A 23,799-nucleotide genomic window follows, 5' to 3' on the forward strand; every position below is an offset into this window, starting at 1 on the left:
TTACGACGAAAGTAGTAGGAGCCGATCGACGATCGGGGCGTCCCGGGCGGCGGCCCCCGGCACCAGCCTGGGCCCATGCGTAAAACCCTTGCGACAGTCGTGACGTCCCTGGCCGTCCTCGCCGGAGCCGCTCCGGCGCATGCCGCCGACCTCTCTCTTCCGAAGCCGACCGGGCCCCGGCCCGTCGGCACGACCAGCCTGCATCTGGTGGATTCGAGCCGCCCCGACCCCTGGAACCCCGAGGCGTCCCGGCGGGAGCTGATGGTCTCGCTCTGGTACCCGGCCGAGAAGGCCGCGGGGCGGCCCGCGCCGTACGTGACGCCCCAGGAGTCGGCCGCCATCCTCAAGAGCTTCCCGGACGTCTCCCCGGAAGCGCTCACCAGGACCAGGACGTACGCCAGGCTCGGCGCCCCCGTCAGAGGGGGCAGGCTGCCCCTGGTCGTCATGTCGCCGGGCTTCTCCTTCCCGCGCGCCACCCTGACCTCCCTGGCCGAGGAGCTGGCCAGCAGGGGATACCTGGTGGCGGCGGTGGAGCACACGTACGAGTCGGTCGCGACCACGTTCCCCGACGGCCGGACCACCACCTGCCTGGCCTGCGTGAAGGGCCAGGACAACGTCAAGGTGGCCGCGAGCCGGGTCAAGGACGTGCGGTTCGTGCTCGGCGAGCTGCTCAAGGGCCGGTGGGGCAAGGTGATCGACCGGTCGCGGATCGCCATGGCAGGCCACTCCATGGGCGGGTTCGCCACCGCTCAGAGCATGCTCGCCGACACCCGGATCAAGGCCGGCGTCAACCTGGACGGCACGTTCGAGCTGGACGAGCCGCTCGACCGGCCGTTCATGCTGGTCGGGGCGCCGGCGCACGCGCCCGGCTACGGCTCCTGGGACAAGGCCTGGGTCAACCTGAAGGGCTGGAAGCGCTGGATCACGGTCGCGAAAACCGACCACTCGGCGTTCGTCGACTACGCCGTGCTCAGGCCGGCGCTCGGTCTGCCCGCGCAGGAGCTGGACGGCGCGCGGGCCCTGCGGATCACCCGCGCTCACCTGGTCAGCTTCCTCGACCGGCACCTGCTCGGCAAGCGGACCCCCGTGGAGGACTATCCCGAGGTCACCGATCACGCCCGGAAGGCGTCGGCGTTCTCCGAGGCCCACTGAGCGAAACCGAGCGCGTCCCGGCCGGTGACCTCGCGCACGGTCGGGACCACCGTGTAGCCGACCTCCGGGGTGTTCCCCAGCGCCTGGATCAGGAACTCGATGGTCTGCTCGCCCATGCCGTCGGCGGCCCACTTGGCCCGCGCCTCGTCCACGGTCAGCTCCACGTACGCGACGTCGCGGCCGATCGACGCCGCCAGGATCTCGACCTTCTGCCTGAGCGTGATCGCCTCGGGGCCCGTCAGCACGTACGTCCTGCCGCCGTGGCCGCCCTTGACCAGCACCGTCGCGGCCACGGCGGCGATGTCGCGCTCGTGCACGAGGGCGCTCAGCCGGTCGCCGAACGGCTCCTTGATGACGCCTTCCGTCTTCACCGTGTGCGCCCACCAGCGCAGCGTGTTGGACATGAACTCGACCGGGTGGAGCAGCGTCCACTCCAGGTCGGTCGCGGCCAGCGCCTGCTCAAGGGGGCCGTCCTCGCGGCCGCCCAGCACGGTGACCCGCCGCACGCCCGCCTGGACGGCCAGCTCCACGATCGCGGCGCCGTCCGGCAGGGGCGTGTAGTCGTCGCCCGCGAAGTTGATGAAGTGCGCGCCGGTGACGCCCTCGAAGGCGTCCTTCAGCGAGTCGGGCCGGGCGAGGTCTCCGGCGACGACCTCGACGCCCTCGGGGAGTCCGGCCTTGGCGGGGTTCCTGGTCAGGGCGCGTACGCGCTGCCCGGCCGCGAGGAGCTCGTCGACGACGAGACGGCCGACGGTCCCGGTGGCTCCGGTGACGAGGATGGTCATGGCGAACCCCTTTTCTTTGGAACGGAACGTTCTGCTCTTAGATTAGCAGAACGGAACGCTTTATTCCACATAGTTCTTGAGCGAGATGGCGTTCGCGGCGCGGTGGATCGGGCCGGTGATCCTCTCGATCATCCGGTCGCGGCCGGGCAGGTGCGGGAGCAGCCTGATCATCCTGGTCTGGAACCAGACGGCCGCGGCCGAGCCGATCACCATGCCCTTGACGTTGGCCGGGCCGAGCGCCTGGTTGGCGTCGACGTACTCGCGCATCTCGCGTTCGTAGCCCTCCACCCCGCTGCCCTTCGCCAGCTCGCCCGCCAGCACGTACGCGCCCACGAGTGCCAGGCTCGTGCCCTGTCCCGAGGCCGGCGAGGCGCAGTACGCCGCGTCGCCCACCAGCACGACGCGCCCCTTGGACCAGCGGTCCATGTGGATCTGGCTGACCGAGTCGAAGTAGAAGTCCTTGGCGTCGCGTACGGACTCCAGCAGCTCGGGCACCTCCCAGCCGACGCCCGCCATGGCCTTCACCAGCAGGTTCTTCTGGCCCTCGATGTCGCGGTGGTCGTAGGCCAGCGGCTCGGACGACCACATGAACAGGGCCTTGGCGCCGGTGCCCCGGCGGGTGCTGTAGACGTTCGCGGTCCGGCCGGGGGCCACGTGCACGGCCTCCTCGCGGTCCAGGCCCAGCGTGTTGGGGACGGTGCAGATGGAGATGTAGTAGCCGAGGTCGCGGGCGTATTCGGACTCCTCGCCGAAGGCGATCCTCCTGGTGTTGGAGTGGGCGCCGTCGGCCCCGACGACCAGGTCGAACCTGCGGGGCGCCGAGCGCTCGAACGTCACCGTGCCGTCCTCCGCGATGCCCGTGACGGAGTCGCCGAAGACGTACTCGACGTCGTGGCGGGTGAGGTCGTACAGGAGGTCGTTGAGGTCGCCGCGCATGATCTCGGCGTCGTCGCCCGTGCGCCCGCCGAACAGGTCGGCGTCCATGCTCGCGACCTTCCTGCCCCTGGCGTCGTAGTGGGTGGCGATCCGCATGTCCGTGCTCGCCTCGCGAACCGCCGCCATGAGGCCCATGCGCTCGACGACCTGGAGCGCCGCGCCCCGGATGTCGACCTTGTAGCCGCCCTCGCGGATCGCGGGGGCCCGCTCGACCACGGTCACGTCGAAGCCGTGCCGCCTGAGCCAGTACGCGGTGGAGGTGCCGGCGATGCTTGCGCCCGAGATGAGGATGCTCTTCGTCATGGCCCTGACGGTACATGTGTCTCAGACGCTTGTCTAGGACGAATTTTCCAGACACTTGTGCTAGTCTGCGAGCATGGGAAACAGGGAAGATCTGCTGGCCGGGGCCAAGCGGTGCTTGATCGAGAAGGGTTACTCGCGTACGACGGCGCGCGACATCGCCAACGCGTCCGGGGTGAGCCTGGCGGGCATCGGTTACCACTTCAAGTCGAAGGAGGCGCTGATGAACGAGGCGCTCTTCGAGGCGATGCGCGAGTGGGGGGACGACCTGGCGGTGATCCTGTCGACCGACGTCAAGCCGGATGCGACGCCGCTGGAGCGGTTCGAGGCGGCCTGGGATCGGGTGGTGGAGTCGTTCACCCGCCTCCGGCCGCTGTGGCTGACGCAGTTCGAGCTGCTGGGGCAGATTGACCACCTGCCGGAGGTGCGCGAGCAACTGGTGGCCGCCACGGCGGAGGCGCGGCAGGGGCTGGCCGAGCTGTTCGAGGGGGTGGCGCCGGGGGGCGACCCGGAGCGGGAGCGGCTGGCGGGGACGCTCTACCAGGCGCTGCTGACGGGGTTCCTGTCGCAGTGGCTCCTCGACCCGGACAGCGCGCTGTCGGGCCGCGAGGTCGTCACGGCCCTGCGCTCCTTCGCCTCCTGACCCCGCCCATCCCAACGTCCAGTGGTGGTGCTGGCCGGTGGCTGTGGGTCAGAAGGCGCTGATGGTGGCCGGGGCGCGCTCGGCGCGGCTCAGCGTGCGGATGACCGCCGTGGCCCCGTGCCGGTGGACGGCGAGCCGGGCCAGCAGTTCGACCACGGGGTCGATGATCGAGGACGGCAGCTCCGGCGTGTCCAGGCCCACGCTCGCCGCCAGGTCGTCCGAGTGCACGACCAGCTCCATCAGCCGCGTGAGCAGGAAGTCGTCGAGCCGCAGCGACCAGCCCGTCCACGGCAGGTGCACGACCCGGTCGCCGGGCTCGGCGGGCAGTGCGGCGGTCAGCAGGTCGAGCAGTGCCTGCGTCCGGTCCACCAGCGCCGCGGGCCCGTCCGCGGCGGCGGCCTGGCCGCCGCGCCGGACGCTCACGTTGCTCTCGTGGTCGAGCCCCGCCTGCACCCACGGCGACCTCGTAAAGTGCTCCAGCAGCTCGATCGGCTCGCCGGTCTCCCCGTCCGGAGTGAGCACGTCGCGAACCCTGACGAGCTGGTGGGCCAGGTGCCCCGCCAGCCCCGCGACGCTGAACTCGGTCAAGGCGCTCGGCTTGTCCCAGGCGGACGCCACGGCAGGATCGCTCAACAGCGACACCGCCGACGCCGCGGCCACCAGATAGGACTGCCTGATCTCCCCCATTTGCCGCCCTTTCCCTGGTTTAGGTGGTAATTCGCGCCAAGACTATCCCTCCGACGATCAGGGCGAGCGCCGCCAGCCTGCCGAGAGAGACGGGGTCGCCGCTGACCGCGATGCCCAGGGTGATCGCGCCGACCGCGCCGATGCCGGTGAAGACGGCGTACGCGGTGCCGACGGGGAGCGTGTTCATCGCCTGGGAGAGCAGCCAGATGGCGGCGGCCATCAGGACGAGGCACACGAGCGTGGGCGCGGGGCGGGTGAAGTTCTGTGTCGGTTTGATGCTCTGCGACCAGGCCACTTCGACGAGGCCGGCGAGGAGCAGGACGAGCCAGTTCACCGGGCCGCCTCCTTGAGCGCCGCGGTCAGGGACTCCTCGTGCCGGTCGCGCAGGTGTGCCAGGGCCGGGTCGAGCCGCGCGTTGACCAGCTCCGCGTGGATGAACGTCACGTCCTCGACCCTGAAGTGCCCCTTGAAGAAGTCGCGCAGGTAGCGCTCCTGGTGGTCGTAGGGCTCGCGGGGCGTGCCCGGCCCGTACGCGCCGCCCCGCGCACTCGTCACCACGAACGAGCGGCCTTCGAGCGACATCTTCGGGAACGTGATCTGGTCGAGCCAGGCCTTCAGCGATGAGGGGATCGAGTAGTTGTACATCGGCGTGCCGATCAGGATCACCTCCGCCGCCACCACCTCGTCGAGCAGCGGCTCCACGACGGCCCACGCCTGCCGCCGGGCGGGCGTCCGCACCGCCTCCCGATATCGCGAAATGTCGGTTATCTCGTGTTCGAGGATGTGGTCGCAGAGCTCGGTCCACGCCTCGCCGATGTGCGGCACCGGCTGTTCGGCCAGGTCCCGGTAGACGTACCGGCGATCGGGATGCGCGGCCCGCCACGTGTCGGCGTACACGGCGGACAGCCTGCGCGAGAACGACGACGCCCGGCGCGCGCTCGCGTCCAGATGCAGCAACATGGTCTCTCCTTGAAGTGGACACGCTGTCCACTTCAATATAACCGGACGATGCGTCCACATACAATCGGAGGCATGGAGAGAGCCGACGCCGCGCGGAACCGCGCGCGGATCCTGGAGGCGGCCGCCCGGCTCTTCGCGGAGCGGCCCCCGCAGGACGTGACGATGGAGGACATCGCCAAGAAGGCCGGGGTGGGCCGGGGCACGCTCTACCGCCGCTACCCCGACCGGGCGTCGATCGCGGTCGCGCTCCTCGACGAGCACGAGCGGGCGCTGCAGGAGCGGCTGCTGCGCGGCGACCCGCCGCTCGGCCCGGGAGCGCCGCCCGGCGAGCGGCTGGCCGCCTTCTACGCCGCGATGGTGCGCCTGCTGGAGGACCATCGGCACCTGGTCCTCGGCTCGGAAGTGGGCCGCTCGCGCTTCGAGACGGGCGCGTACGGTTTCTGGCGGGCGCACGTGCGCGCGCTCCTGGTCGCCGCCCGCACCCCGGACCCCGACGCCCTGGTGGACGTCCTGCTCGCGCCCCTGGCCCCCGAGGTGTACGGCTACCAGCGCTCGGCGCTCGGCCTGACCCCGGAGCAGATCACGCGGGCGCTGGCCGAGCTCACGGCGACCCTCAGGTCAGGGCCTTCCTGATGGCGGACCTGACGAACGCGCGGGCCAGCCTCCCCCTCCTGAACCGGCTCAGCACCGGCCGCTCCGTGCCGTAGCGGCGGGCCCGGATGTCGGCCACCACGTTCTCCGGGGCCCCCAGCTCGGCGAGCACGTCGAGGGCCTCCCGCTTGGTGATCATCCGCCCTTCCCGGAGCGTGACCGTGGCGCGGGCGACCGTGAGCAGGCCCAGGTCCACCCAGATGTCGCGCAGCCAGCGCCGCCGGGCCCGCGTCTTGACGAGCCAGTAGTCGCGCAGGTCGCCGCGGACGAAGTCGGCCAGCTCCTCGTCCGGCACCGGCGGCAGCAGCCCGGCGGGCGACGGCCCGTACAGCTCCAGGGCGCCCTCGTGCAGCTCGCGGCGGGTGACCGCGGTGACGGGGCGGCGGAAGATGCGCTCGTGCGCCCAGGTCACGTGCTCGATCGAGGGGTCGGCCAGCTCTTCCCTGGCCAGGTACGAGCAGTGCAGCTGGGCGGTCAGCGGCCCGTCGAGCGCCCGGTGGGCGGCCTTGATCCGGCGCCACTGCTCCATCGTCACCGGTGTGTCGACGATCGCGATCAGGTCGAGGTCGCTGCGCCCAGGCTGGTAGTCATCGGTGGCCAGCGAACCGTGCGCCCATAACGCGACCAAGGGCACGGCCGGTTCGACCGCCCGGAGAAAGTCGCTCAGCAGTCGTTCGGTCCCCGCGTGCATACTGGCAACTATGATCGATAAAGGGTGGAGTGGGAAAGCCGCGCAGATCACAGCGGGTCCCCGCGGCTCCGGTCAGGCCCTCACGACGCGTTGAACAGCGCGCTCACCGACTCCCCGTCGTGGATGCGGCGCATGGCCTCGGCCAGCGCGGGCGCGATCGACAGCACCGTGAGCTTGTCGCTGGGCCTGGGCGACGGCACGGTGTTGGTGCAGACGATCTCCGTGACCTCCGGCAGCGCGCTCAGGCGCTCCACCGCCCCGCCGGCGAACAGCCCGTGCGTGCAGGCCACCCGCACCGAGCGCGCCCCGCGCTCGCGCAGCCGGTCGAGCAGCTCGATGACCGTGCTGCCCTTGGCGATCTCGTCGTCCAGGATGATCACGTCCTTGCCCCCGACGTCGCCGATCACGGAGCTGATCACCACGCGGTCGTCGCTGAAGCGCTGCTTGGCGCCCATGGCGACCTCGGTGCCGAGCAGGCGGGCGAAGTGGGCGGCCTCCTTGGCGTTGCCGAGGTCGGGGGAGACGACGACCGTGTTCGACAGGTCGTACCGGCGGAAGTGCGCGGCCAGCTCGCGCAGCGCGTGCAGGTGGTCGACGGGGACGCTGAAGAAGCCGTGCACCTGCGGCGAGTGCAGCGTCATCGCCAGCACCCGGCTGGCGCCCGCGGCCACCATCAGGTCGGCGACCAGCCGCGCGCCGATCGAGATGCGCGGGGCGTCCTTCTTGTCCGACCTCGCGTAGGCGTAATGCGGGAGGACGACCGTGGTCCGCGCCGCGGACGCGCCCCGCGCCGCGTCCAGCATCAGCAGCAGCTCGACCAGATGCTCCTGTACGGGCGGCACGAGCGGCTGGATGAGGAACACGTCGCGCTCACGGCAGTTGGCCTGGAGCTGCACTTCGAGGACGTCGTTGGCGAAGCGCTCGATGCGCACCGGGTGGAGCGGCGTGCCCAGGTGCTTGCAGATCTCTTCCGCCAGCTCAGGATGGGCACTACCAGAGAAAACCGTGATGTCTCGCACGATTCCGTAAGCATAGCCACCCGACCTCGGCGTTCACGAGAGCGACCCGGCGCTGTGCTCAAACAAGCAGCAGATCGGGGGTCAGCTCGTCGAGACCGGGCAGGACGCGCCAGGCCAGCGCCAGCGCGTCGGGAGTGGGCGGATAGCGCGGGTGCGGCACGGCGATCACACGCATGCCCGCCGCGTGCGCCGACCGCAGCCCGTTGCTCGAATCCTCCACCGCCACGCACTTCCGCGGATCCGCCCCGATCCGCCGGGCGGCCTCGAGATACCCGTCGGGCGCCGGCTTGCCGCGGGCGACCTCCTCGGTCGAGACCGTGGCCGCGAAGCACTCCTTGAGCTCGGCCGCGTCCAGCACCGCGTCGATCAACCTGCGCGGCGAGGAGCTGGCCAGCCCGAGCGTGACGGCGTCGGACAGCCGCCGTACGGTCTCGACCGCCCCCGGCATCAGCGGCACCTCGTCGCGGTAGCGGGCGGCCATCTGGTCCACCACGCCCCGCGCGATCTCGTCGGGGGGCATCGACACCCCGAGCGAGTGCAGGTACGCGGCCCACTCCCCGGTGCTCATGCCCATGAGCCTTGACTGCGTGTCGGGCTGCCAGGTGCCGCCGTGCTCGGCGACGAACGCCCGGCGCACCTCCTCCCACACGGGTTCGGAGTCCACCAGCACGCCATCGAGGTCGAACACGCACGCTTCCACCCGACAAGCCAACCACACGGCCTCGCGAACCCGAGCCAGGACTGTCCTTATTGCCCTAGATTCATGCTATTAGGGGTGTTTGTTGAGCTACCTGGTGTGATTCCCGGGCACTCGGCTAGACATGGCAGACCTTCCATTTCACGACAAGGACGACTTCGCCGACGCGGACCGCGGGTTCATCGCGAAGCTGAGTCCGGCAGTGATCCAAACGGTGGACGGCCGGGTCATCTGGGACAACGACTCTTACGACTTCCTTCAGGCGGAGTGCCCGGCGACGGCCCACCCCAGCCTCTGGCGCCAGGGCCAGCTGTGCGCCAGGCAGGGTCTGTACGAGGTCGCCGAGGGGGTCTACCAGGTACGCGGCCTGGACCTGTCGAACATGACCCTGGTCGAGGGCGAGCGCGGCGTCCTCGTGATCGACCCGCTGATCTCCACGGAGTGCGCCGCCGCCGCGCTCCGGCTCTACCGCGAGCACCGCGGCCACCGCCCGGTCACCGGCGTGGTCTACACGCACTCGCACATCGACCACTTCGGCGGCGTACGCGGCGTCACAGGGGGAGGCGTGCCGATCCTGGCCCCGGAGGGGTTCATGGAGCACGCGGTGTCGGAGAACGTCTACGCGGGCCCCGCCATGACCCGCCGGGCCGTCTACATGTACGGCCCCGCCCTGCCCCGCTCGCCCGAGGGCCAGATCGGCTGCGGCCTGGGCATGACCAACTCGACGGGCACCGTGTCGCTCATCCCGCCCACGGTGGACGTCACCCGCACCGGCCAGGAGGAGACCGTCGACGGGGTCCGGATGCTCTTCCAGCTCACGCCCGGCACCGAGGCCCCCGCCGAGATGAACTTCCTCTTCCCCGACCGCCGCGCCCTGTGCCTGGCCGAGAACGCCACGCACAACCAGCACAACATCATCACCTTGCGCGGCGCGATGGTCCGCGACGCCCGCGCCTGGGCGCGCTACCTGGACGAGGCCGTCACGCTGTTCGCCGGCCGGGCCGACGTCGCGTTCGCCTCGCACCACTGGCCCACCTGGGGCCGCGACGGCATCGTACGGTTCCTGGAGCAGCAGCGGGACATGTACGCGTACCTGCACGACCAGACGCTGCGGCTGCTCAACAAGGGCCTGACCGGACCCGAGATCGCCGAGGTCATGCACATGCCGCCCGAGCTGGAGCTGGCCTGGCACACGCACGGCTACTACGGCTCGGTCAGCCACAACGTCAAGGCCGTCTACCAGCGCTATCTGGGGTGGTTCGACGGGAACCCGGCGCATCTGTGGGAGCACCCGCCCCGGGAGAGCGCCGTCCGGTACGTCGACTGCCTGGGCGGCGGCTCGGCCGTGGTCGCGTTCGCCAGGCGCTACATCGACGAGAACGACCTGCGCTTCGCCGCCCAGCTGCTCAACCACGCCGTCTTCGCCGACGAGGGCAACAAGGAGGCCCGCGACCTGCTCGCCGAGGTCTACACCAGGCTCGGACACGGCGCCGAGAACGCCGTGTGGCGCAACTTCTACCTCATGGGCGCCCTGGAGCTGTCAGAAGGCATCGTGCCCGCCACCGTGGACTCCACCTCGCTCGACCTGCTCACCGCGCTGTCCGTGGAGCAGATCTTCGACTCGCTCGCGATCCGCGTGGACGGGCCGCGTGCCTGGCACGAGCGGCTCTCGATCGACTGGCACCTGACCGACCTGGGGGAGCGCTACCGTACGACGCTCTCGAACGGGGCGCTCATCCAGCAGCGGGAGCCCGCGGACGAGAGCGCCGACCTGACGCTCCGGCTGACGAAGGACCAGCTCGTGGGGCTGCTGGCGGGCAAGGGCGTCGGGGGCGTGGAGCGCGAGGGCGACACGGGGGCGCTGCAGCGGCTGGTCGCCGTGCTCGACCGCTCGGTGCCCGACTTCGCCATCGTGACCGCCTGACCGGGCCCTCCCCTCCGGGCCCTTTACTCCGGCCGTTCGACCTCGCGGCGCAGCGCCTTGCCGGCCAGCGCCAGCAGCGTCACCACCGCGGCCCCGATGCCCGGCCCGACCACCAGCGGCAGGGTCAGCTCGCCGGCGTGCCACGCCGCCGCGAGGATCGCCGCCGAGGTCAGCACCGTGACCCCGAACATCGCCCCCCATAGCGGCAGCACGTCCAGGTACGCGAACAGCAGCGGAAAGGCCAGCCACACGTACGGCGGCGCCGCCACGGCCAGCACCACCCACCCGGCGGTCACGACCCCGAGCCACACGCCCCGCCGGCCTCCGGACACCACCAGGCCGGCGGCATGGGCGAGGCCGAGCAGCAGACCTCCGGCGGCCACGGCCATCTGGCCCTCGCGCAGCGAGCTCACCACTGCGAGCACGAGAAGCCCGCAGGCCGTGACATGCACAGCCCACCGCAGCAGCCGCGACGGAATGTCCATCATTACTCACCAAGAGTAACCCCAGGGCCTCGGCGGCGTCACGTCCCGCTGCGCCGCCGGGTGAAGACGGTGATCAGGAAGTACAGCAGCCCGGCCGACACGAGGGCGATGACCACGCCGATGTTCGCCCCTGCGAACGTGCCCGTCCTCATCTCGTCGCTCATCAGGAAGCCGACGATCCTGGCGATGTTCGGGTCGGCCGACGTGATCAGCCCGAGCCCCACGGCCGACGCCACGACCAGCGACACCAGGCCGGCCCAGCTGAGCGCGGGCGCGCCCGGCCGCAGCAGCCGCTCGTCGTAGGACCTGCCGCCCGCGCGCAGCCGCCACATGTCCACCAGGAAGATCGCCACCCAGGCCGCCATCACCACCCCGATGATCGCCAGGAACGCCTGGAAGGTGCCGAGGAAGCTGCCGGACACGAACAGCAGGTAGTAGCCGCCGAGCACCATGAGCACGCCGTCGATCAGCACCGCATAGTGCCGCCTGACCGGGACGCCGAGCGCCAGCATCGACAGCCCGGACGAGTAGATGTCCATGATCGCCCCGGCCAGGAAGCCGCCGATGGCGGTCAGCAGGTACGGCAGCAGGAACCACGTCGGCAGCGCCCCGGCCAGCGCGCCCACCGGGTCGCCGCCGGCCGCCTCGGCCAGCTTCGGATCGCCGCCCGCCAGCAGCACGCCGAACACGAGCAGCACCATGGGCGGCACCGCGCCCCCCAGCGTCGTCCACAGCGCCACCGATCGCGGCCGGGAGTTCGCGGGCAGGTAGCGGGAGTAGTCCGCGCCGCAGTTGACCCAGCCCAGGCCCAGCAGCGTCATGGCGAAGACGACCCCGCCGACCCATTCGCCGGGACTCCCGCCACTCTTCAGCGATCCGCCGAGCTTCGGCAGCATGAGGGCCATGTAGACGATCGTCAGCACGACGAACGCGTACGTCAGGTACCGCTGGACCGCCATGATCATGGCGTGGCCGTACACGCCGACCGCGATCACCACGACGGCCGCGACGGCGAAGCACGCAGCGGTGGCCGTGGTGGCGGGGATGCCGGGCGCCAGCCGCGCGAGGATCGCGGCGCCGCTCTGCGCGGAGAGCGTGACGAGCACGATCTCCCAGCCGACGTTCGAGACGTAAGACAGTACGGCGGGCAGCTTGTTCCCCTGGTAGCCGAACGGCGCCCGGCCCAGCGTCATCGTCGGCACGCCCGACCGCGTGCCCGCGACCGCGACCAGGCCCACCAGCAGGAACGACAGCGCGTACCCGATCGCCCCGGTGATGATCGCGGGGATCACGCCCAGGCCGAGACCGACCATGTACACGCCGAAGGCGACCCCGAACAAGGAGAGGTTGGAGCCCGCCCACGGCCAGAAGAGATCCCCCGGCCGGCCGTGCCGCTCGGCCTCGGGGACCGCGTTGATGCCGTTCTGCTCGACGGTCATCGTGTCCATGATCGGACGTTACTCGCCCTCTACCCGGTAAGAGAACCCTAAGGAGGGCGGTGAGAATCTGGGCACGACGAGCGCGGGGACCGGGTTCGGCAGGCGGCGGCGCGCGCTGGCCGTGTGCCTGGTCGCGGCGTTCATGACCGGCCTGGACGTGAGCATCGTCAACGTGGCGCTGCCGTCGATCCGCGCCGGCCTGCGCGCGACGGAGGACGGCCTGCAGTGGACGGTCTCCGGCTACGCGCTGACGTTCGGCCTCCTGCTGATCCCGGCCGGGCGCTTGGGGGACGCCAGGAGCCGCAGGACGCTGTTCATGTGGGGCGTGGCGCTGTTCACGCTCTCCAGCGCGGCGTGCGGCCTCGCCTGGGACATGACGGTGCTGATCGTGGCCAGGCTCGTGCAGGGCCTGGCGGCCGGAGCGGTGAACCCGCAGGTCTCGGGGCTGATCCAGCAGATGTTCCAGCGGCACGAGCAGGGCCGGGCGTTCGGCGCGCTGGGCGCCACCATCGGCGTCTCCACGGCCGCCGGGCCGCTGATCGGTGGCGCCCTGGTCACCCTGTCCGGGCCCGAGCTGGGGTGGCGATGGGTGTTCCTGGTGACCGTGCCGATCGGGCTGGTGCTGCTGCCCCTGGCCTGGCGCGTCCTTCCGGCCCCGCGGCAGGACGTGCCGCGGCGGCGGGAGAGCATGGACCCGGTGGGCGTCCTCCTGCTGGGCGTGGGGGTGGCGGGCCTGCTGCTCCCCTTCATCCAGCGCCACCAGTGGGAGGGGAACGCCAAATGGCTGCTCATCCCCGCCTCGCTCCTGGTCCTGGCGGGGTTCGTGACGTGGGAGCGGTTCTACCGCCGGGAGCCCCTCGTGAACCTGGCGCTGTTCAGGAAACGCTCATATCGCCTCGGCACGGCCATAGCGCTGTTCTACTTCGCCGGATTCACCGGCATCTTCTTCATCTTCACGATGTACCTGCAGAGCGGGCTCCACTACAGCGCCCTGCTGGCGGGCCTGTCGATCACGCCGTTCGCCCTCGGCTCGGCCTCGGCCAGCGTGGTGGGAGGGCGGCTGGTGTCCCGCGCGGGGCGCCGCGTGGTGGCCATCGGCCTGATCACGGTGATCGTCGGCCTGGCGGCGACGACGGCCGCCACCGTACTGGTGCCGGGCCCCGGCGCCGGCCTGGCCACCGCCCTGCCCCTGCTGGTCGCGGGCATCGGCAGCGGCCTGGTCATCGCGCCCAACCAGGCCATCACCCTGTCGGAGGTCCCGCCCGAGGGCGGCGGGAGCGCGGCGGGGGTCCTGCAGACGGGCCAGCGGCTGGGCTCGGCGATCGGCATCGCGACGGCCGGCTCCACGTTCTTCGGCGGGCTCGGGGCGGGCTGGGCGACCGCGTTCCGCCACGGCCTGCTGGTGGTCCTGCTGTTCGTCCTCGTCGCCCTGTCGGCCGCCGCGTACGACCTCGCCCGTACGCGTTGACGCTCGTTCCGGGACCCCTCCCGGCGGATGGCTTGTAGAAAGGCCTCACCCCCTGCGGCCGAACTACGCGAATACGTACGAACCGGCCGCGACAGCCGACGAAAGGGAGACCATGCACCCTCGGATGGCCATCACCGCCCTGACCCTCGCCTGTGCCATGGTCGCGACGCCGGTCCTCGCCGCGGCCCCGGCCGCCGCCGCGGCCAAACCGAACCTGCGGGCCTGCTACGACGGGAAGTGTAAGTTCACGTTCACGAGGGCCGTGAGCTTCCGCGTCTCCAGCCGGTACGGGTTCACCAGAGTGCGCGTCTCCAAGGAGTACATGGGCGGCATCTTCAACCAGGACATGGTCGTCGTGCGGGCCCCCGGCCTGACCTCGTCGCTGGGGGAGGGCGCCAGGGGGGAGTTCCGGTACGGGAAGAAGCGCACCCTCAACTTCCGCGTGTTGTCGATCACCGACGGAGGGGCGACGATCCGGTTCGAAGGATGACCGTCACCGGGCCGTGCCGAACACCATGCGGTGCCCGCGCGCGGTGTCCATGTACTCGCGGACGCGGTGGATCAGCCCGTCCTTCAGCTCGAAGACGAAGCAGTAGTCGTTGACGTAGGCGTTCCCGTTCGCCAGGGTCGCGCTCATCGTCTCCTCCACGATCACGCGATCACCCGCCGCGTAGACGCCGTGGAACTCGACGGCGACATCTCGTACGAAGAGCCGGGGGAAGTCGTCGGCGATGAACCGGGCGATCGCCTTCCTGCCGATCATGTGGCTCGGGCCGTCGAGCGCGAGGGCGGTCGCGTTGCCCTCGGGGGCCAGCCACTCGGCGTCCTCGGTGAAGAAGGCCGCGATCTGCTCGGCGTCGTGAGCGGCGAAGGTCCGCCACGCGCTGATGACGGTGTCCCGGTTGTCCTGTGCCATCCTCAAGATCGTAGGGAGGCGCCGGACACCGGACTGGCGGAAATCGGACCTCATCGCCGGTGCCGGGTTGGCTAGGCTTCGACACGGGGGTGATCACCATCCGGACGAGGTTGCGGAAGCTTCACGCGGGCGGGCGGGAGTTCGTGTGGAAGGGCGAGCTCCATCACGTGTCCGGCGGGCGCGACTGCCACAGGTGCGTCCGCCTGCGGGTCTGGGGCGCCGGGAAGAACAGCCGCGTGCTCCAGGCGGACCTGCTGTCGACGGCGGTCCTGCCGTGGGGCTGCGCGAGCGACGGCTCCTACCCGACGCCGGGGGACGTGCGGAAGGTCGTCGACCACGCCCTGACGCGTGGCTGGGACCCGGACGCCGCCGGCGGGGTCTTCTTCCTGGGCGAGGAGGAGCACGCCGCCGGGTTCGAACTGACCGGCTTCCTGCTCACCGAGCGCCTCAGAGACGAGAGCGCACCGGACCCGACCGCCCGCGTGCTCGCCGTCTTCGAACGCACGCGCTCTTGTGAGGGCGGCGGCTCTTGATCGGCGGGAAGAAGTGGGAGATCGTGGCGGCTCGAAGCCCTTTCAGGACGGAGACGAGATGCAGCCGCCGCGGCAGTTTCCTCCCGGAAATCCTGCGCCGACGTCGGGCCTCGCCGTCGCCAGCCTCGTCTTCGGCATCATCGGGCTGGTCAGCAGTTGGTGCCTGCTCGGCATCCCGTCCATAGTGGCCATCATTCTGGGCCATGCCGCCACCGGAAAGACGAAACGCGGCATCAGGCCGGGCCACGGCATGGCCGTAGCCGGTCTCATCCTCGGCTATGTCGTGGTCGTACCGGCGTTTCTCGTCATCGGGTTCTTCGCCCTCACGCAGCCCGATGAGCTCGCTCAATTGGTCAACCTGGGTTTCGACTGGCTCAACCTCTGACGGTGCCGGCCAGTGCGTTGACGCCTTCCGGGGCCCAGGCGTACTCGATCACGGGCAGCTCGAAGCCTCCAGGCACGCGCTCCCAGAAGTCGCCGCGACGAGGTCGGCGTCGCGCGGGGTGCCCGTTCTGAATCGCATGGGACAGAGCGTGCCATAGCGTGAAGGCCTATCAGGCTCTCGACCTCAGCCGTTGCCACCACGAAGGCCGCTGGGTGGCGGGGCCTGCCGCGACTTCCTGCGCACCATCCACTCCTACGTCCCGGTCCGGATCCTGCTCCGATCTTCCCATCGCTGCGGGCGCTGATTCACGGCGTTAGCCTCATGATCGTGGCAACCAGAAACTCGCACTGCTCCTCCTGCGGCACGCCCTACCTCCCGGACCAGGCCTGGCCCCGAACCTGCACCACCTGCGGGCACACTGGCTACCTCAACCCGCTGCCCGTCGCCGTGATGGTGCTGCCGGTGGACGAGGGCCTGCTGGTGATCCGCCGCGGCATCGAACCGCACCGTGGCGGTCTCGCCCTGCCCGGCGGCTTCATCGACATGGGCGAATCCTGGCAGCAGGCGGCCGTTCGAGAGCTTCGGGAGGAGACGGGCATCGCCGTCGACGCGGACGACGTCCGGCTGTTCGACGTGCTCAGCGCCCCCGACGGCACCGTACTGGTCTTCGCTCTGGGGCCGCGTACGAGCTCGGCCGCCCTGCCGCCGGTGACCGCCACGGCCGAGACGACGGAGTGGCTGCTGATCGACCGGCCGCGGGAGCTGGCGTTCCCGCTGCACACCCGGATCGTGACGAAGTACTTCACCACGCAGTGACGCCGGATTCAGTCGGGTAGGGAGGGCCTGGTGTCGTTCCAGCCCGAGTCCACGACCAGCCAGTTGTCCAGCGTCCTGCCGGGAACCTGCCACTTCTCGCTGTCGGGCCCCGGTTCGAGCTGGACGTCACGCCGGCCCAGGAGCTTGCCGGTCCGCTGGTCGAAGAACACCTGGTTCTGGATCGTCCCGCGACCGTCGGCGCTCTCGAACGGGGCGGCGAGGGCGACCGCGGCGCGGCCGAGCGGATCGGTGACGGTGCCCAGCTGCCGTACGCCGGGATAGTCGGTGATCAGGCGCATGAGCCCGGCTCGCACCTTGGGCGGCACGGGTGTGGCCGCGAGGACGGTGAAGACCCGGCCGAGCACGCCCGGGGGATCGGCCAGGTATGGCTCATTCATTCAGAGGCCTTGTGGTTAGCGGACATCGGTCACCTGTTGTTGTCCGCAGCCCGCTCTCGCCTTCCCCTGGAATTCCGCCCGTACGTGTCCGGAAGTCATAGGGGTGACGACCACTCGCGTGAACCTGGACGAAGCCGGTGAAGCCCTGCTGGACGGCACGCTCGCCCCGGCGGAACTGGCCCGGGCATTGTCGGCGGCGCAACGCTTCGCCGACTCCTACCTGCACAGGGGCGCCACTTTCCCACCGCCGCCGGTCAAGGAGCTGTTCTCGCCCGACCACCGATATCCGGATTGGGCCGAAGAACCTGTCGCGCTCTACAGCTCGCCGGATGCGGATTGATGCTGCTCTGGCAGATGGCTTTCCGCGTGCGCCCACACCACGACGTTGTCGTGCCGTTCCCGCTGAAAGAAGGCCAGCACCTCCTCATCGGAGTGGCGCAGGCTGAAGTGCGTCAGAACGAACAGCGTGTCCGGGTGCGCCTCGATCGCCGGTTTGAGCCGGCTCCAGACCGTGTGCCCGACCCGGTCGGCGCGCGCCAGCTCGCTGTCGTGCAGAAAGGTGCACTCGGTGATGATGACCGGATAGGTGAACAGCCAGGGATTCCGCTCGAACACCGACACATGCGTATCCCCGAGGAAGGCGAACAGAGGACGGCGCACCTGCCGGTCGACCTCCACGCCTTCTCGCCGTTTCTGGGCCATGATCCGGCCGAACGCCTCGCCGCGTCCGTCCCGTACGAGGCCGTCCCGCAGGTCCTGGAATTCGGGCAGCAGTTCCTTGCCGCTCTCGCTGAACGCGTAACCCACGCAGGGCACCTTGTGCTCGCATCGCACCACGCGAACGTGGTGGCCGCGGGAGCCGAAAGTGAATTCGTCGTCCTGCCGAACGCCGTGCAGGCGGTAGGCCGGGGCCAGCGCCGGATCGTACGGCGCCGCGTGATTCAGCTCGGCGGACGCGCGCAGGAATGCCTCCACATACGGCAGCGCCTCGGCCGGCAGGTAAATGTCGGCCCCGGAGGCCCTGGAGGCGAGGTAGTCGAGATCCTTGGCGTGGTCGTGGTGCGTGTGCGTCAAGAAGACCGTCTCGGGTTGCCGCCCTTCGCACAACCCGGCGTCCAGGGCACAACGCAGCTCCGGTACGTGGAAGAACGTCTTGTCGTTCGCCCGGGAGTATCCGGTGAGGGTGAACACGGTGCCGGGAATCCGCCACGTCTTCCACTGCCGGAAAGGGTGTCCCTTCACCAGTAGGTCCGGATGTTGGGAGGTCTGTGTCATCAGGTGCGCCTTCCAGATGTTCGGACGTGGTTGCTGGATAGATTCGCGGTCCGACGGCGAAATTTCCAGCGGATATCTCCGCCCGCGGCCGTACAGGCTCCGCCTTCCTCGCGCCGTCGGCCGAGCGCAGAATGGGCCGGTGACGATCGAACCGAGTTTGATCCCCGCACCGACCCGACTCGAATGGGCCGGGGGCTCCGGGACGTTCACAGGGGCTGTGCGTACCCGCGTCGATCCGCTGCTCCGGCCCGAGGCATATCGACTGACCGTATCGGCGGACGGCGCCGAGATCGTCGGCGGCGACGAGGCCGGTGTCTTTTGGGGACGTCAGACGTTACGGCAGCTCCAGGGCCTGGACGCCTTTCGCCGCGCTCCCATCACCCGGGAACCGGTCACGGTGCCGTACGTGACCGTACACGACGCGCCACGTTTCGCCTGGCGCGGATTCATGCTCGACGTCGCGCGCCATTTCCTGCCGAAGGAAGACGTAATGCGTTACGTCGACTTGCTGGCGGCTCACAAACTCAACGTGTTCCACCTGCATCTCACCGATGACCAGGGCTGGCGCGTCGAGATCGAGCGATATCCCAAGCTGACCGAGGTCGGCGCCTGGCGGCCGCGTACCCGCATGGGCTGGGGCGAGCCGGTGACCTGGGAGGAACGGCCGCACGGCGGGTTCTACAGCAAGGATGACTTACGCGAGATCGTCGCGTACGCCCGGGAGCGGCACATCACGGTCGTCCCGGAGATCGATATCCCAGGCCATTCGCAGGCGGCCATCGCCGCCTATCCCGAACTGGGAAACACCGACGTCATCGACACCGCCGCGCTGGAGGTGTGGACCGAATGGGGAAAGAGCCCCAACGTCCTCGCCCCGACCGATGCCGTACTGCGTTTCTACGAGGGCGTCCTGGAAGAGGTGCTGGAAGTTTTCCCCAGCCTGTTCATCCACCTCGGCGGCGACGAGTGCCTCAAAGGCCAATGGCGCGAGTCGTCCACAGCGCAGGCCCGCATCAGGGAACTGGGCCTCAAGGACGAGGACGAGCTCCAGTCCTGGCTGATCCGCCACTTCAACCGCTGGCTCGCCGAGCGCGGACGTCGCCTGATCGGCTGGGACGAGATCCTGGAGGGCGGCCTGGCGGAGGGCGCCGCCGTCGCGTGCTGGCGCTGGTACACGGGCGGCATCGCCGCCGCGGAGGCCGGGCACGACGTGGTGATGTGCCCTCAGCAGGAGGTGTACCTCGACCACGTCCAGTCGCACGATGCCGGGGAGCCGGTGCCGTTCGGATGGGTGCACACGCTGGAGGACGTCTACCGGTTCGAGCCCATACCTCCCCGGCTGGCGGGAACGGCACACGCGGCCCGCGTCATCGGCACCCAGGCCAACCTGTGGACGGAAGTCGCCGAAAATCGCGGTCGAGTGGACTACCAGGCATTTCCCCGGCTGGTCGCATTCGCCGAAGTGGCCTGGTCGGACCTACCGGCTCCCGACGAACGCGACTTCGCCGACTTCGAACGCCGAATGAACGCCACCCACTACGCCCGCCTGGACGCGCTGGGCGTCGCCTACCGCCCACCCGACGGCCCCCACCCCTGGCAACGACGCCCCGGCATCCCCGGCCGCCCGCACCACAAACCCCGCCGCACCTGGCGCATGGCCTGACGGCACGGGCTCTGGCACGGGCGAACAGACGCCGCCGCCCGATATCTGGCCGGCTGCATCTCGAGCAATCGGCGGCAACGAGGGGCTGATGTTCAGCGGGGCCGCAGGAAGCAGCAGCTTCCGGCGGCCCCAATCTTCCACTCACGCGACATGGTTGGAAGGCCTCCAGCCTATGCTTCGAGCGGATGCCTGGCGATGAGCCGCACCGATCCGTCGCCACTGCTTCCCGCAGGGCAGCGACCTTCAAACCGGCCGTTGTTCAGACCCTGACCTCGGGAGCCCTCTGCTCGACGAGTCCGTGCGTGGCCGTGATCGACCCCTCGCCACCCTGGCTCATGGCTCGCTGAGGCCCCACTACAAGGGGCCTGACCGTGGAGGCTCGTGATCGGTACGGTGATCGTCATGGGAACTGGTGAGGCCTCTCTGCGACTGGTGGACGTAATGTCGGCGTTGGAGACGACTCTCACCGCCCTGAGGGTCATGGGGGCCGACCCGATGTACCGCGTGGGCGGCACAGGTGCCGCTCTGCTGCAAGGCGTTCATCTTCCTGTCGGAGATGTCGACCTTTTGGTGGCTCGGCGCGAGGACGTGGACACGGTCGCTGCCGCCCTCTCGTCCTTTCCCTGTCTGTACGCGGCATCTTGGATCCCCGAGAGCTCGCAGTACTTCGCTAGGTACGACGTAAACGGGGTCCATTTGGAGGTCAGCACGGTTGAGCAGGAGACCGACTCCGATGGGATGGAGTGCATTGGCCGCGGCCCGTGGCAGCACTACGTCTTGATCACGTGTGGCTCTTATCGTGTTCCTGTGGTGCGCCTGGAACTGCGGTTGGCCACAGAACTCCTGCGTGACCGGTCCGATCGATACGAACCTCTCATCGACCATATGGCGACGCAGGGGTTCGACGCAGATCTTCTGCACAGGGCCATGACTGCTCGCGGTCTTTCGATGGAACGCCGGCGTTTGGTCGACGACCGCCTCGCCCATTCTTCTCACCGCCCCCGATAGCTGCCAAGGCGGACGGGGCGGGCTTCAAGGCGTTCGACGGCGTCTCCTGATCGGCGCGTGTCCCGGACAGGGCCAGTAGGGCTGACTGGCCATCGGCAACGCCATGGACCGGCAGCTCGAAGGATGATCGTGACGACGATGACAAAGGCACAGCCGGCGCCCTGGTCGCCGCAGGGTGATCACAAGCCGATGACCCGTCAATGGCCCGCGAAGCCGACAGATCCAGGCAGGCGGGATCCACACCCCTACCTGGACCTCGGCACATGGGGCGAGTGACGGGGATCGAACCCGCGCTGAGCTTCCCCCGTTCTCCGGACACTTGACCTGAGGTCGGCCTTGCACGCTGGTCATGTCGTCTACCAGGCGCGTAACCTCGCCCCGGCATGGTCGCTCGGACGTCAGCGGATTCCTCTGGCGAGAAGATCCTTGGCGGCCTGCGGTGCTTTGGCCGGGGAACCTGCGTCGAACGGTGGCTGAGGGTCGTACTCGATCGCGAGCTGGATCGCCTCGGCCGTGGTCTGATCAGCGATATGCGCCGCCAAGGCGAGCGCCATATCGATGCCCGAGGACACTCCGGCAGCGGTCACGATCTTTCCCTGGAACACGACTCTCTCGGGTGTATAGGTGGCCCCAAACGACTCCAGGACGTCGATCGCTCCCCAATGGGTCGTCGCGGAAAGCCCTTTGAGCAGCCCGGCCGCAGCCAGCAGCAGCGAGCCCGTACAAACAGACGTCGTCCAGATACTCCTCTCGTGCATCCGACGGATCCAACCGAGAAGCTCGTCATTCTGGAGAAGTCCTCGACTGCCGGGACCCCCTGGAACGAGCAGCACGTCACAGGAATCGACATCGGCGAACGCGGCGTCGGCACTGATGGCCAACCACTTGGGAACATCGCGCACAGGCCCAGGCTTTTCGGCGACGAACACGATCTCTGCACCAGGGAGGAATTTGAGCACCTCGTACGGGCCAACTGCGTCAAGGGCTGTGAATCGATCGAACAGCGGGATGGCGATGCGCACGAGGACTCCTCCGGTTAGCTTGATCATGCTACGAGAGCGGCACATTCTCTGTCGTACCAGATTCGGCACTTGCGCATGCCCCCGTCTGTCTGCCCTTCCCCTTTGGGCGGCTCGATGGCGGGCGAAATGATCAGGCTTCTACCTGAGCCAGTGACCAACCCCGGCTCGCGTGTGGCCATCACCCCGGAGCCGGAGGCTCTTTCGGCTGACATGATCAATACCGAAATGGGGTGAGTTAGTGTGACCCGCGTGAGCCTGCGGGAGGTGGCCGCCGACCGGTTATCGCGCTTGATCGCATGGGCCCGGTCAGCCGCACTCGTCGGGAGGACGGGCGAGCGCCCCGCACCCCTCCTCGAAGTGGCCGGTCTGCTGCTCGTGATCTTTCTCTTCTCGCGGCTTCATGCCGCCGCCGGGAAGGACGTGGCAGCCGCCACCGCCAACGCTCTGGCCCTGCAATCCATAGAGCGGGCCCTCCACCTGGACATCGCGCTGAGGGCGAACCAGTGGCTGACCGAGCATCCAGCCCTCATCCAGCCGGCGGTGTACTACTACCGCCTGTACTACCTCGCGATCATCGGCGTGCTGGCATGGGTCTTCGTCCGGCACGCCGATGCCTACATCAAGGTCCGCCGGACCCTCGTCGCGATGGTCGTCCTCGTGCTGCCCGTTTTCTGGGCGCTGCCCATGTCGCCCCCACGGTTCGCCCTACCGGGCGTCGTCGACATCATCGCCGAGCATGACATCCTGGGCGGCCATGCCTCACGAGAGGTCGAGAACGGCCAGAACCTGTATTCGGCGATGCCCAGCATGCATGTGGGGTGGTCGTTGTGGTGCGCGTATGCCGTGTGGTGCGCGCTGCGGGCCTCCCACCCGCGATCGGCCTTGCTGCCGTGGATCTTTCCGCTGGGCATGGCGGCAGTCGTGCTCATCACGGGGAACCACTATGCCCTCGACATCGCCGGAAGCGCCGTGTTGCTGGCCGTCTCCATCGCTGTCGCATCAGTATGGGGCCACCTCGCCGAACGCCGGCGTGCTGGGGACTGAGCGCCGCGGACATACCTGCGATGCGCGCGGGCCTGGTGAAGGTCTGGACTCTCGACCCGAAGCCGACAGAGCTGTCGTACGGTTGGGCAGTTCTTCGGCGGCCGATCCCGCAGACTGCGCTGACCTGCTCGACGAGGCCGTGGGGGACGACAATCCGCCTGGCCCGCCGGCCCCCGCCGGATGACCGAGAGCACTGCCCAGGTACCGAATCCGCCGGTCTACCTGGGCTTTCACGATGAGAGCAGGTGACGGGAATCGAACCTGCGCTGTCGGCTTGGGGATTGCAGGGATCTTGCCTCGTAGGGGCGTTGATCTGGGTCTGAGGCCGGTCGTGCGTGACCGTGGTTGACCCCTCGTCACCGCCCTTAATGGCACACTAATGGCACGACGATCAAGGGCTTGACCTCGGCATGCATAGCTCACTCGTCGTAGAGGAAGCTGCGAACCTCTCGTGCGAGATTGGTCAAGGCCTCTCCAGGGAGAACTGGGGTGCGAACTGTGGCGGACCACATGTCGTCCGGATCTTCGCTCGGATTCGGAAAACGGAGGGTCCAGCGGAGATCCACCCAGTGACCACGGTGGATGGATTCCAGCTGAAGATCAGCTCTATGGGACGTCCATGTCCGTGTTCCGCGCCACCCTCTGAAGTCGGTTACCAGTTTGTCGAGGAAGTCGGCGAGCCCGTCTCCCATGATGGTCTCCACGGTCACTGCGGCGCGGAGCCCAGCCGACTCGGCCTGAGCATGGAAGAACATCAAGGCGTCGTCATGTGGCCGCTCGCACTGCGCGAGCCTGATGAAGGTCACTCCTGCGTTCCGCATAATTCGCTCGGGCTGGAGCGAAAATGTGTGTGTTGACCTGGGGAAACACGTAGAGACACGCTGGCGAGGCGTGTCTCTAGG

28 protein-coding genes are annotated in these 23,799 nt (G+C 69.1%); 13 read left to right on the top strand and 15 right to left on the bottom strand.

Features of this window, described 5'->3' with window-relative positions; all coding sequences use genetic code 11:
- Positions 1–75 precede the first annotated feature (75 nt).
- Positions 76–1,152 carry an alpha/beta hydrolase family protein gene (locus ACIBQ1_RS59035; protein WP_397292114.1) on the top strand — a complete coding sequence of 359 codons (1,077 nt, stop codon included), beginning with the start codon at positions 76–78 and terminating at the stop codon, positions 1,150–1,152.
- On the opposite strand, the gene ACIBQ1_RS59040 is transcribed toward ACIBQ1_RS59035, so the two are convergent.
- Together ACIBQ1_RS59040 and ACIBQ1_RS59045 are read right to left on the bottom strand one after the other, a co-directional pair.
- Positions 1,113–1,937 (bottom strand): NmrA family NAD(P)-binding protein, encoded by an 825-nt coding sequence (locus tag ACIBQ1_RS59040; protein ID WP_397292115.1) that lies wholly within the window; start codon positions 1,935–1,937, stop codon positions 1,113–1,115. The two genes, ACIBQ1_RS59035 and ACIBQ1_RS59040, sit on opposite strands and share 40 nt — an antisense overlap.
- A gap of 60 nt (positions 1,938–1,997) precedes the next feature.
- Positions 1,998–3,176 carry an FAD-dependent monooxygenase gene (locus ACIBQ1_RS59045; RefSeq protein ID WP_397292117.1) on the bottom strand — a complete coding sequence of 393 codons (1,179 nt, stop codon included), beginning with the start codon at positions 3,174–3,176 and terminating at the stop codon, positions 1,998–2,000.
- A 73-nt stretch (positions 3,177–3,249) separates the two neighbouring features.
- On the opposite strand from ACIBQ1_RS59045, the gene ACIBQ1_RS59050 reads away from it, so the two are divergent.
- On the top strand, positions 3,250–3,816 hold the full coding sequence (locus ACIBQ1_RS59050) for a TetR/AcrR family transcriptional regulator (protein ID WP_397292118.1): 567 nt from the start codon (positions 3,250–3,252) through the stop codon (positions 3,814–3,816).
- 48 nt (positions 3,817–3,864) lie between these two features.
- On the opposite strand, the gene ACIBQ1_RS59055 is transcribed toward ACIBQ1_RS59050, so the two are convergent.
- Genes ACIBQ1_RS59055 through ACIBQ1_RS59065 form a run of 3 tightly spaced genes read right to left on the bottom strand, consistent with a single transcriptional unit; the run spans position 3,865 to position 5,463 of the window.
- Complete coding sequence (locus tag ACIBQ1_RS59055; protein WP_397292119.1) at positions 3,865–4,503, bottom strand: maleylpyruvate isomerase N-terminal domain-containing protein; 639 nt, start codon at positions 4,501–4,503, stop codon at positions 3,865–3,867.
- A gap of 19 nt (positions 4,504–4,522) precedes the next feature.
- Entirely contained in the window at positions 4,523–4,837 is a 315-nt protein-coding gene (locus tag ACIBQ1_RS59060) for a DMT family transporter (RefSeq protein ID WP_397292121.1), read from the bottom strand.
- Positions 4,834–5,463, bottom strand: a complete 630-nt coding sequence (locus ACIBQ1_RS59065; protein WP_397292122.1) for an FMN-dependent NADH-azoreductase — start codon at positions 5,461–5,463, stop codon at positions 4,834–4,836. The genes ACIBQ1_RS59060 and ACIBQ1_RS59065 overlap by 4 nt, the downstream gene beginning before the upstream one ends.
- 72 nt (positions 5,464–5,535) lie before the next feature.
- Here ACIBQ1_RS59065 and ACIBQ1_RS59070 point away from each other — a divergent pair, with 72 nt between their 5' ends.
- Entirely contained in the window at positions 5,536–6,096 is a 561-nt protein-coding gene (locus ACIBQ1_RS59070; RefSeq protein WP_397292123.1) for a TetR/AcrR family transcriptional regulator, read from the top strand.
- Here ACIBQ1_RS59070 and ACIBQ1_RS59075 read toward each other — a convergent pair.
- The 3 genes from ACIBQ1_RS59075 to ACIBQ1_RS59085 form a co-directional block, all read right to left on the bottom strand.
- Positions 6,077–6,805: a nucleotidyltransferase domain-containing protein gene (locus tag ACIBQ1_RS59075; protein ID WP_397292125.1), complete on the bottom strand. Its 729-nt coding sequence runs from the start codon at positions 6,803–6,805 to the stop codon at positions 6,077–6,079. The genes ACIBQ1_RS59070 and ACIBQ1_RS59075 overlap by 20 nt on opposite strands.
- An 80-nt stretch (positions 6,806–6,885) precedes the next feature.
- Positions 6,886–7,824, bottom strand: coding sequence for a ribose-phosphate diphosphokinase (locus ACIBQ1_RS59080; RefSeq protein ID WP_397292126.1), 939 nt, complete (start codon positions 7,822–7,824; stop codon positions 6,886–6,888).
- 58 nt (positions 7,825–7,882) lie between these two features.
- Positions 7,883–8,512 carry an HAD family hydrolase gene (locus ACIBQ1_RS59085; protein ID WP_397292127.1) on the bottom strand — a complete coding sequence of 210 codons (630 nt, stop codon included), beginning with the start codon at positions 8,510–8,512 and terminating at the stop codon, positions 7,883–7,885.
- Between the two features lie 133 nt (positions 8,513–8,645).
- Here ACIBQ1_RS59085 and ACIBQ1_RS59090 point away from each other — a divergent pair, with 133 nt between their 5' ends.
- A complete protein-coding gene (locus tag ACIBQ1_RS59090; protein ID WP_397292129.1) occupies positions 8,646–10,445 on the top strand; it encodes an alkyl/aryl-sulfatase in 1,800 nt (599 codons plus the stop codon).
- Between the two features lie 23 nt (positions 10,446–10,468).
- On the opposite strand, the gene ACIBQ1_RS59095 is transcribed toward ACIBQ1_RS59090, so the two are convergent.
- Positions 10,469–10,933, bottom strand: coding sequence for a hypothetical protein (locus ACIBQ1_RS59095; RefSeq protein ID WP_397292130.1), 465 nt, complete (start codon positions 10,931–10,933; stop codon positions 10,469–10,471).
- 35 nt (positions 10,934–10,968) lie between these two features.
- Positions 10,969–12,378, bottom strand: coding sequence for a purine-cytosine permease family protein (locus ACIBQ1_RS59100; RefSeq protein ID WP_397292131.1), 1,410 nt, complete (start codon positions 12,376–12,378; stop codon positions 10,969–10,971).
- A 112-nt stretch (positions 12,379–12,490) separates the two neighbouring features.
- Here ACIBQ1_RS59100 and ACIBQ1_RS59105 point away from each other — a divergent pair, with 112 nt between their 5' ends.
- Positions 12,491–13,837: an MFS transporter gene (locus ACIBQ1_RS59105; RefSeq protein ID WP_397292133.1), complete on the top strand. Its 1,347-nt coding sequence runs from the start codon at positions 12,491–12,493 to the stop codon at positions 13,835–13,837.
- 112 nt (positions 13,838–13,949) lie between these two features.
- Positions 13,950–14,327: a hypothetical protein gene (locus tag ACIBQ1_RS59110; protein WP_397292135.1), complete on the top strand. Its 378-nt coding sequence runs from the start codon at positions 13,950–13,952 to the stop codon at positions 14,325–14,327.
- 3 nt (positions 14,328–14,330) lie between these two features.
- Here ACIBQ1_RS59110 and ACIBQ1_RS59115 read toward each other — a convergent pair whose 3' ends face one another.
- On the bottom strand, positions 14,331–14,753 hold the full coding sequence (locus ACIBQ1_RS59115; RefSeq protein WP_397292136.1) for a nuclear transport factor 2 family protein: 423 nt from the start codon (positions 14,751–14,753) through the stop codon (positions 14,331–14,333).
- 110 nt (positions 14,754–14,863) lie between these two features.
- On the opposite strand from ACIBQ1_RS59115, the gene ACIBQ1_RS59120 reads away from it, so the two are divergent.
- The 3 genes from ACIBQ1_RS59120 to ACIBQ1_RS59130 all read left to right on the top strand — a co-directional run bounded on the left by ACIBQ1_RS59120 (position 14,864) and on the right by ACIBQ1_RS59130 (position 16,487).
- Positions 14,864–15,286, top strand: coding sequence for a hypothetical protein (locus tag ACIBQ1_RS59120; protein ID WP_397292137.1), 423 nt, complete (start codon positions 14,864–14,866; stop codon positions 15,284–15,286).
- Between the two features lie 58 nt (positions 15,287–15,344).
- Positions 15,345–15,671: a DUF4190 domain-containing protein gene (locus ACIBQ1_RS59125; RefSeq protein WP_397292138.1), complete on the top strand. Its 327-nt coding sequence runs from the start codon at positions 15,345–15,347 to the stop codon at positions 15,669–15,671.
- A gap of 327 nt (positions 15,672–15,998) precedes the next feature.
- Entirely contained in the window at positions 15,999–16,487 is a 489-nt protein-coding gene (locus ACIBQ1_RS59130; protein WP_397292140.1) for an NUDIX domain-containing protein, read from the top strand.
- 8 nt (positions 16,488–16,495) lie between these two features.
- Here the strand turns inward: ACIBQ1_RS59130 and ACIBQ1_RS59135 are convergent, their stop codons facing one another.
- Complete coding sequence (locus tag ACIBQ1_RS59135; protein WP_397292141.1) at positions 16,496–16,885, bottom strand: hypothetical protein; 390 nt, start codon at positions 16,883–16,885, stop codon at positions 16,496–16,498.
- Positions 16,886–17,003: 118 nt separating this feature from the next.
- On the opposite strand from ACIBQ1_RS59135, the gene ACIBQ1_RS59140 reads away from it, so the two are divergent.
- Complete coding sequence (locus tag ACIBQ1_RS59140; protein WP_397292142.1) at positions 17,004–17,225, top strand: hypothetical protein; 222 nt, start codon at positions 17,004–17,006, stop codon at positions 17,223–17,225.
- On the opposite strand, the gene ACIBQ1_RS59145 is transcribed toward ACIBQ1_RS59140, so the two are convergent.
- Positions 17,201–18,370, bottom strand: coding sequence for an MBL fold metallo-hydrolase (locus ACIBQ1_RS59145; RefSeq protein WP_397292144.1), 1,170 nt, complete (start codon positions 18,368–18,370; stop codon positions 17,201–17,203). The genes ACIBQ1_RS59140 and ACIBQ1_RS59145 overlap by 25 nt on opposite strands.
- A 7-nt stretch (positions 18,371–18,377) precedes the next feature.
- Between ACIBQ1_RS59145 and ACIBQ1_RS59150 the strand changes: the two genes are divergently transcribed.
- A complete protein-coding gene (locus ACIBQ1_RS59150; RefSeq protein ID WP_397292145.1) occupies positions 18,378–19,823 on the top strand; it encodes a beta-N-acetylhexosaminidase in 1,446 nt (481 codons plus the stop codon).
- Between the two features lie 381 nt (positions 19,824–20,204).
- The gene (locus ACIBQ1_RS59155; RefSeq protein ID WP_397292146.1) at positions 20,205–20,831 is read left to right on the top strand and encodes a hypothetical protein; all 627 of its coding nucleotides are present in this window, start codon (positions 20,205–20,207) and stop codon (positions 20,829–20,831) included.
- Between the two features lie 398 nt (positions 20,832–21,229).
- On the opposite strand, the gene ACIBQ1_RS59160 is transcribed toward ACIBQ1_RS59155, so the two are convergent.
- Entirely contained in the window at positions 21,230–21,853 is a 624-nt protein-coding gene (locus ACIBQ1_RS59160; RefSeq protein ID WP_397292148.1) for a DJ-1/PfpI family protein, read from the bottom strand.
- 249 nt (positions 21,854–22,102) lie between these two features.
- Between ACIBQ1_RS59160 and ACIBQ1_RS59165 the strand changes: the two genes are divergently transcribed.
- The gene (locus ACIBQ1_RS59165; RefSeq protein ID WP_397292149.1) at positions 22,103–22,897 is read left to right on the top strand and encodes a phosphatase PAP2 family protein; all 795 of its coding nucleotides are present in this window, start codon (positions 22,103–22,105) and stop codon (positions 22,895–22,897) included.
- A gap of 419 nt (positions 22,898–23,316) precedes the next feature.
- Here ACIBQ1_RS59165 and ACIBQ1_RS59170 read toward each other — a convergent pair whose 3' ends face one another.
- Positions 23,317–23,703 carry a DUF6228 family protein gene (locus tag ACIBQ1_RS59170; RefSeq protein ID WP_397292150.1) on the bottom strand — a complete coding sequence of 129 codons (387 nt, stop codon included), beginning with the start codon at positions 23,701–23,703 and terminating at the stop codon, positions 23,317–23,319.
- Positions 23,704–23,799: the final 96 nt, after the last annotated feature.

The organism is Nonomuraea sp. NPDC050153, from assembly GCF_044460125.1.
Classification (GTDB): domain Bacteria; phylum Actinomycetota; class Actinomycetes; order Streptosporangiales; family Streptosporangiaceae; genus Nonomuraea.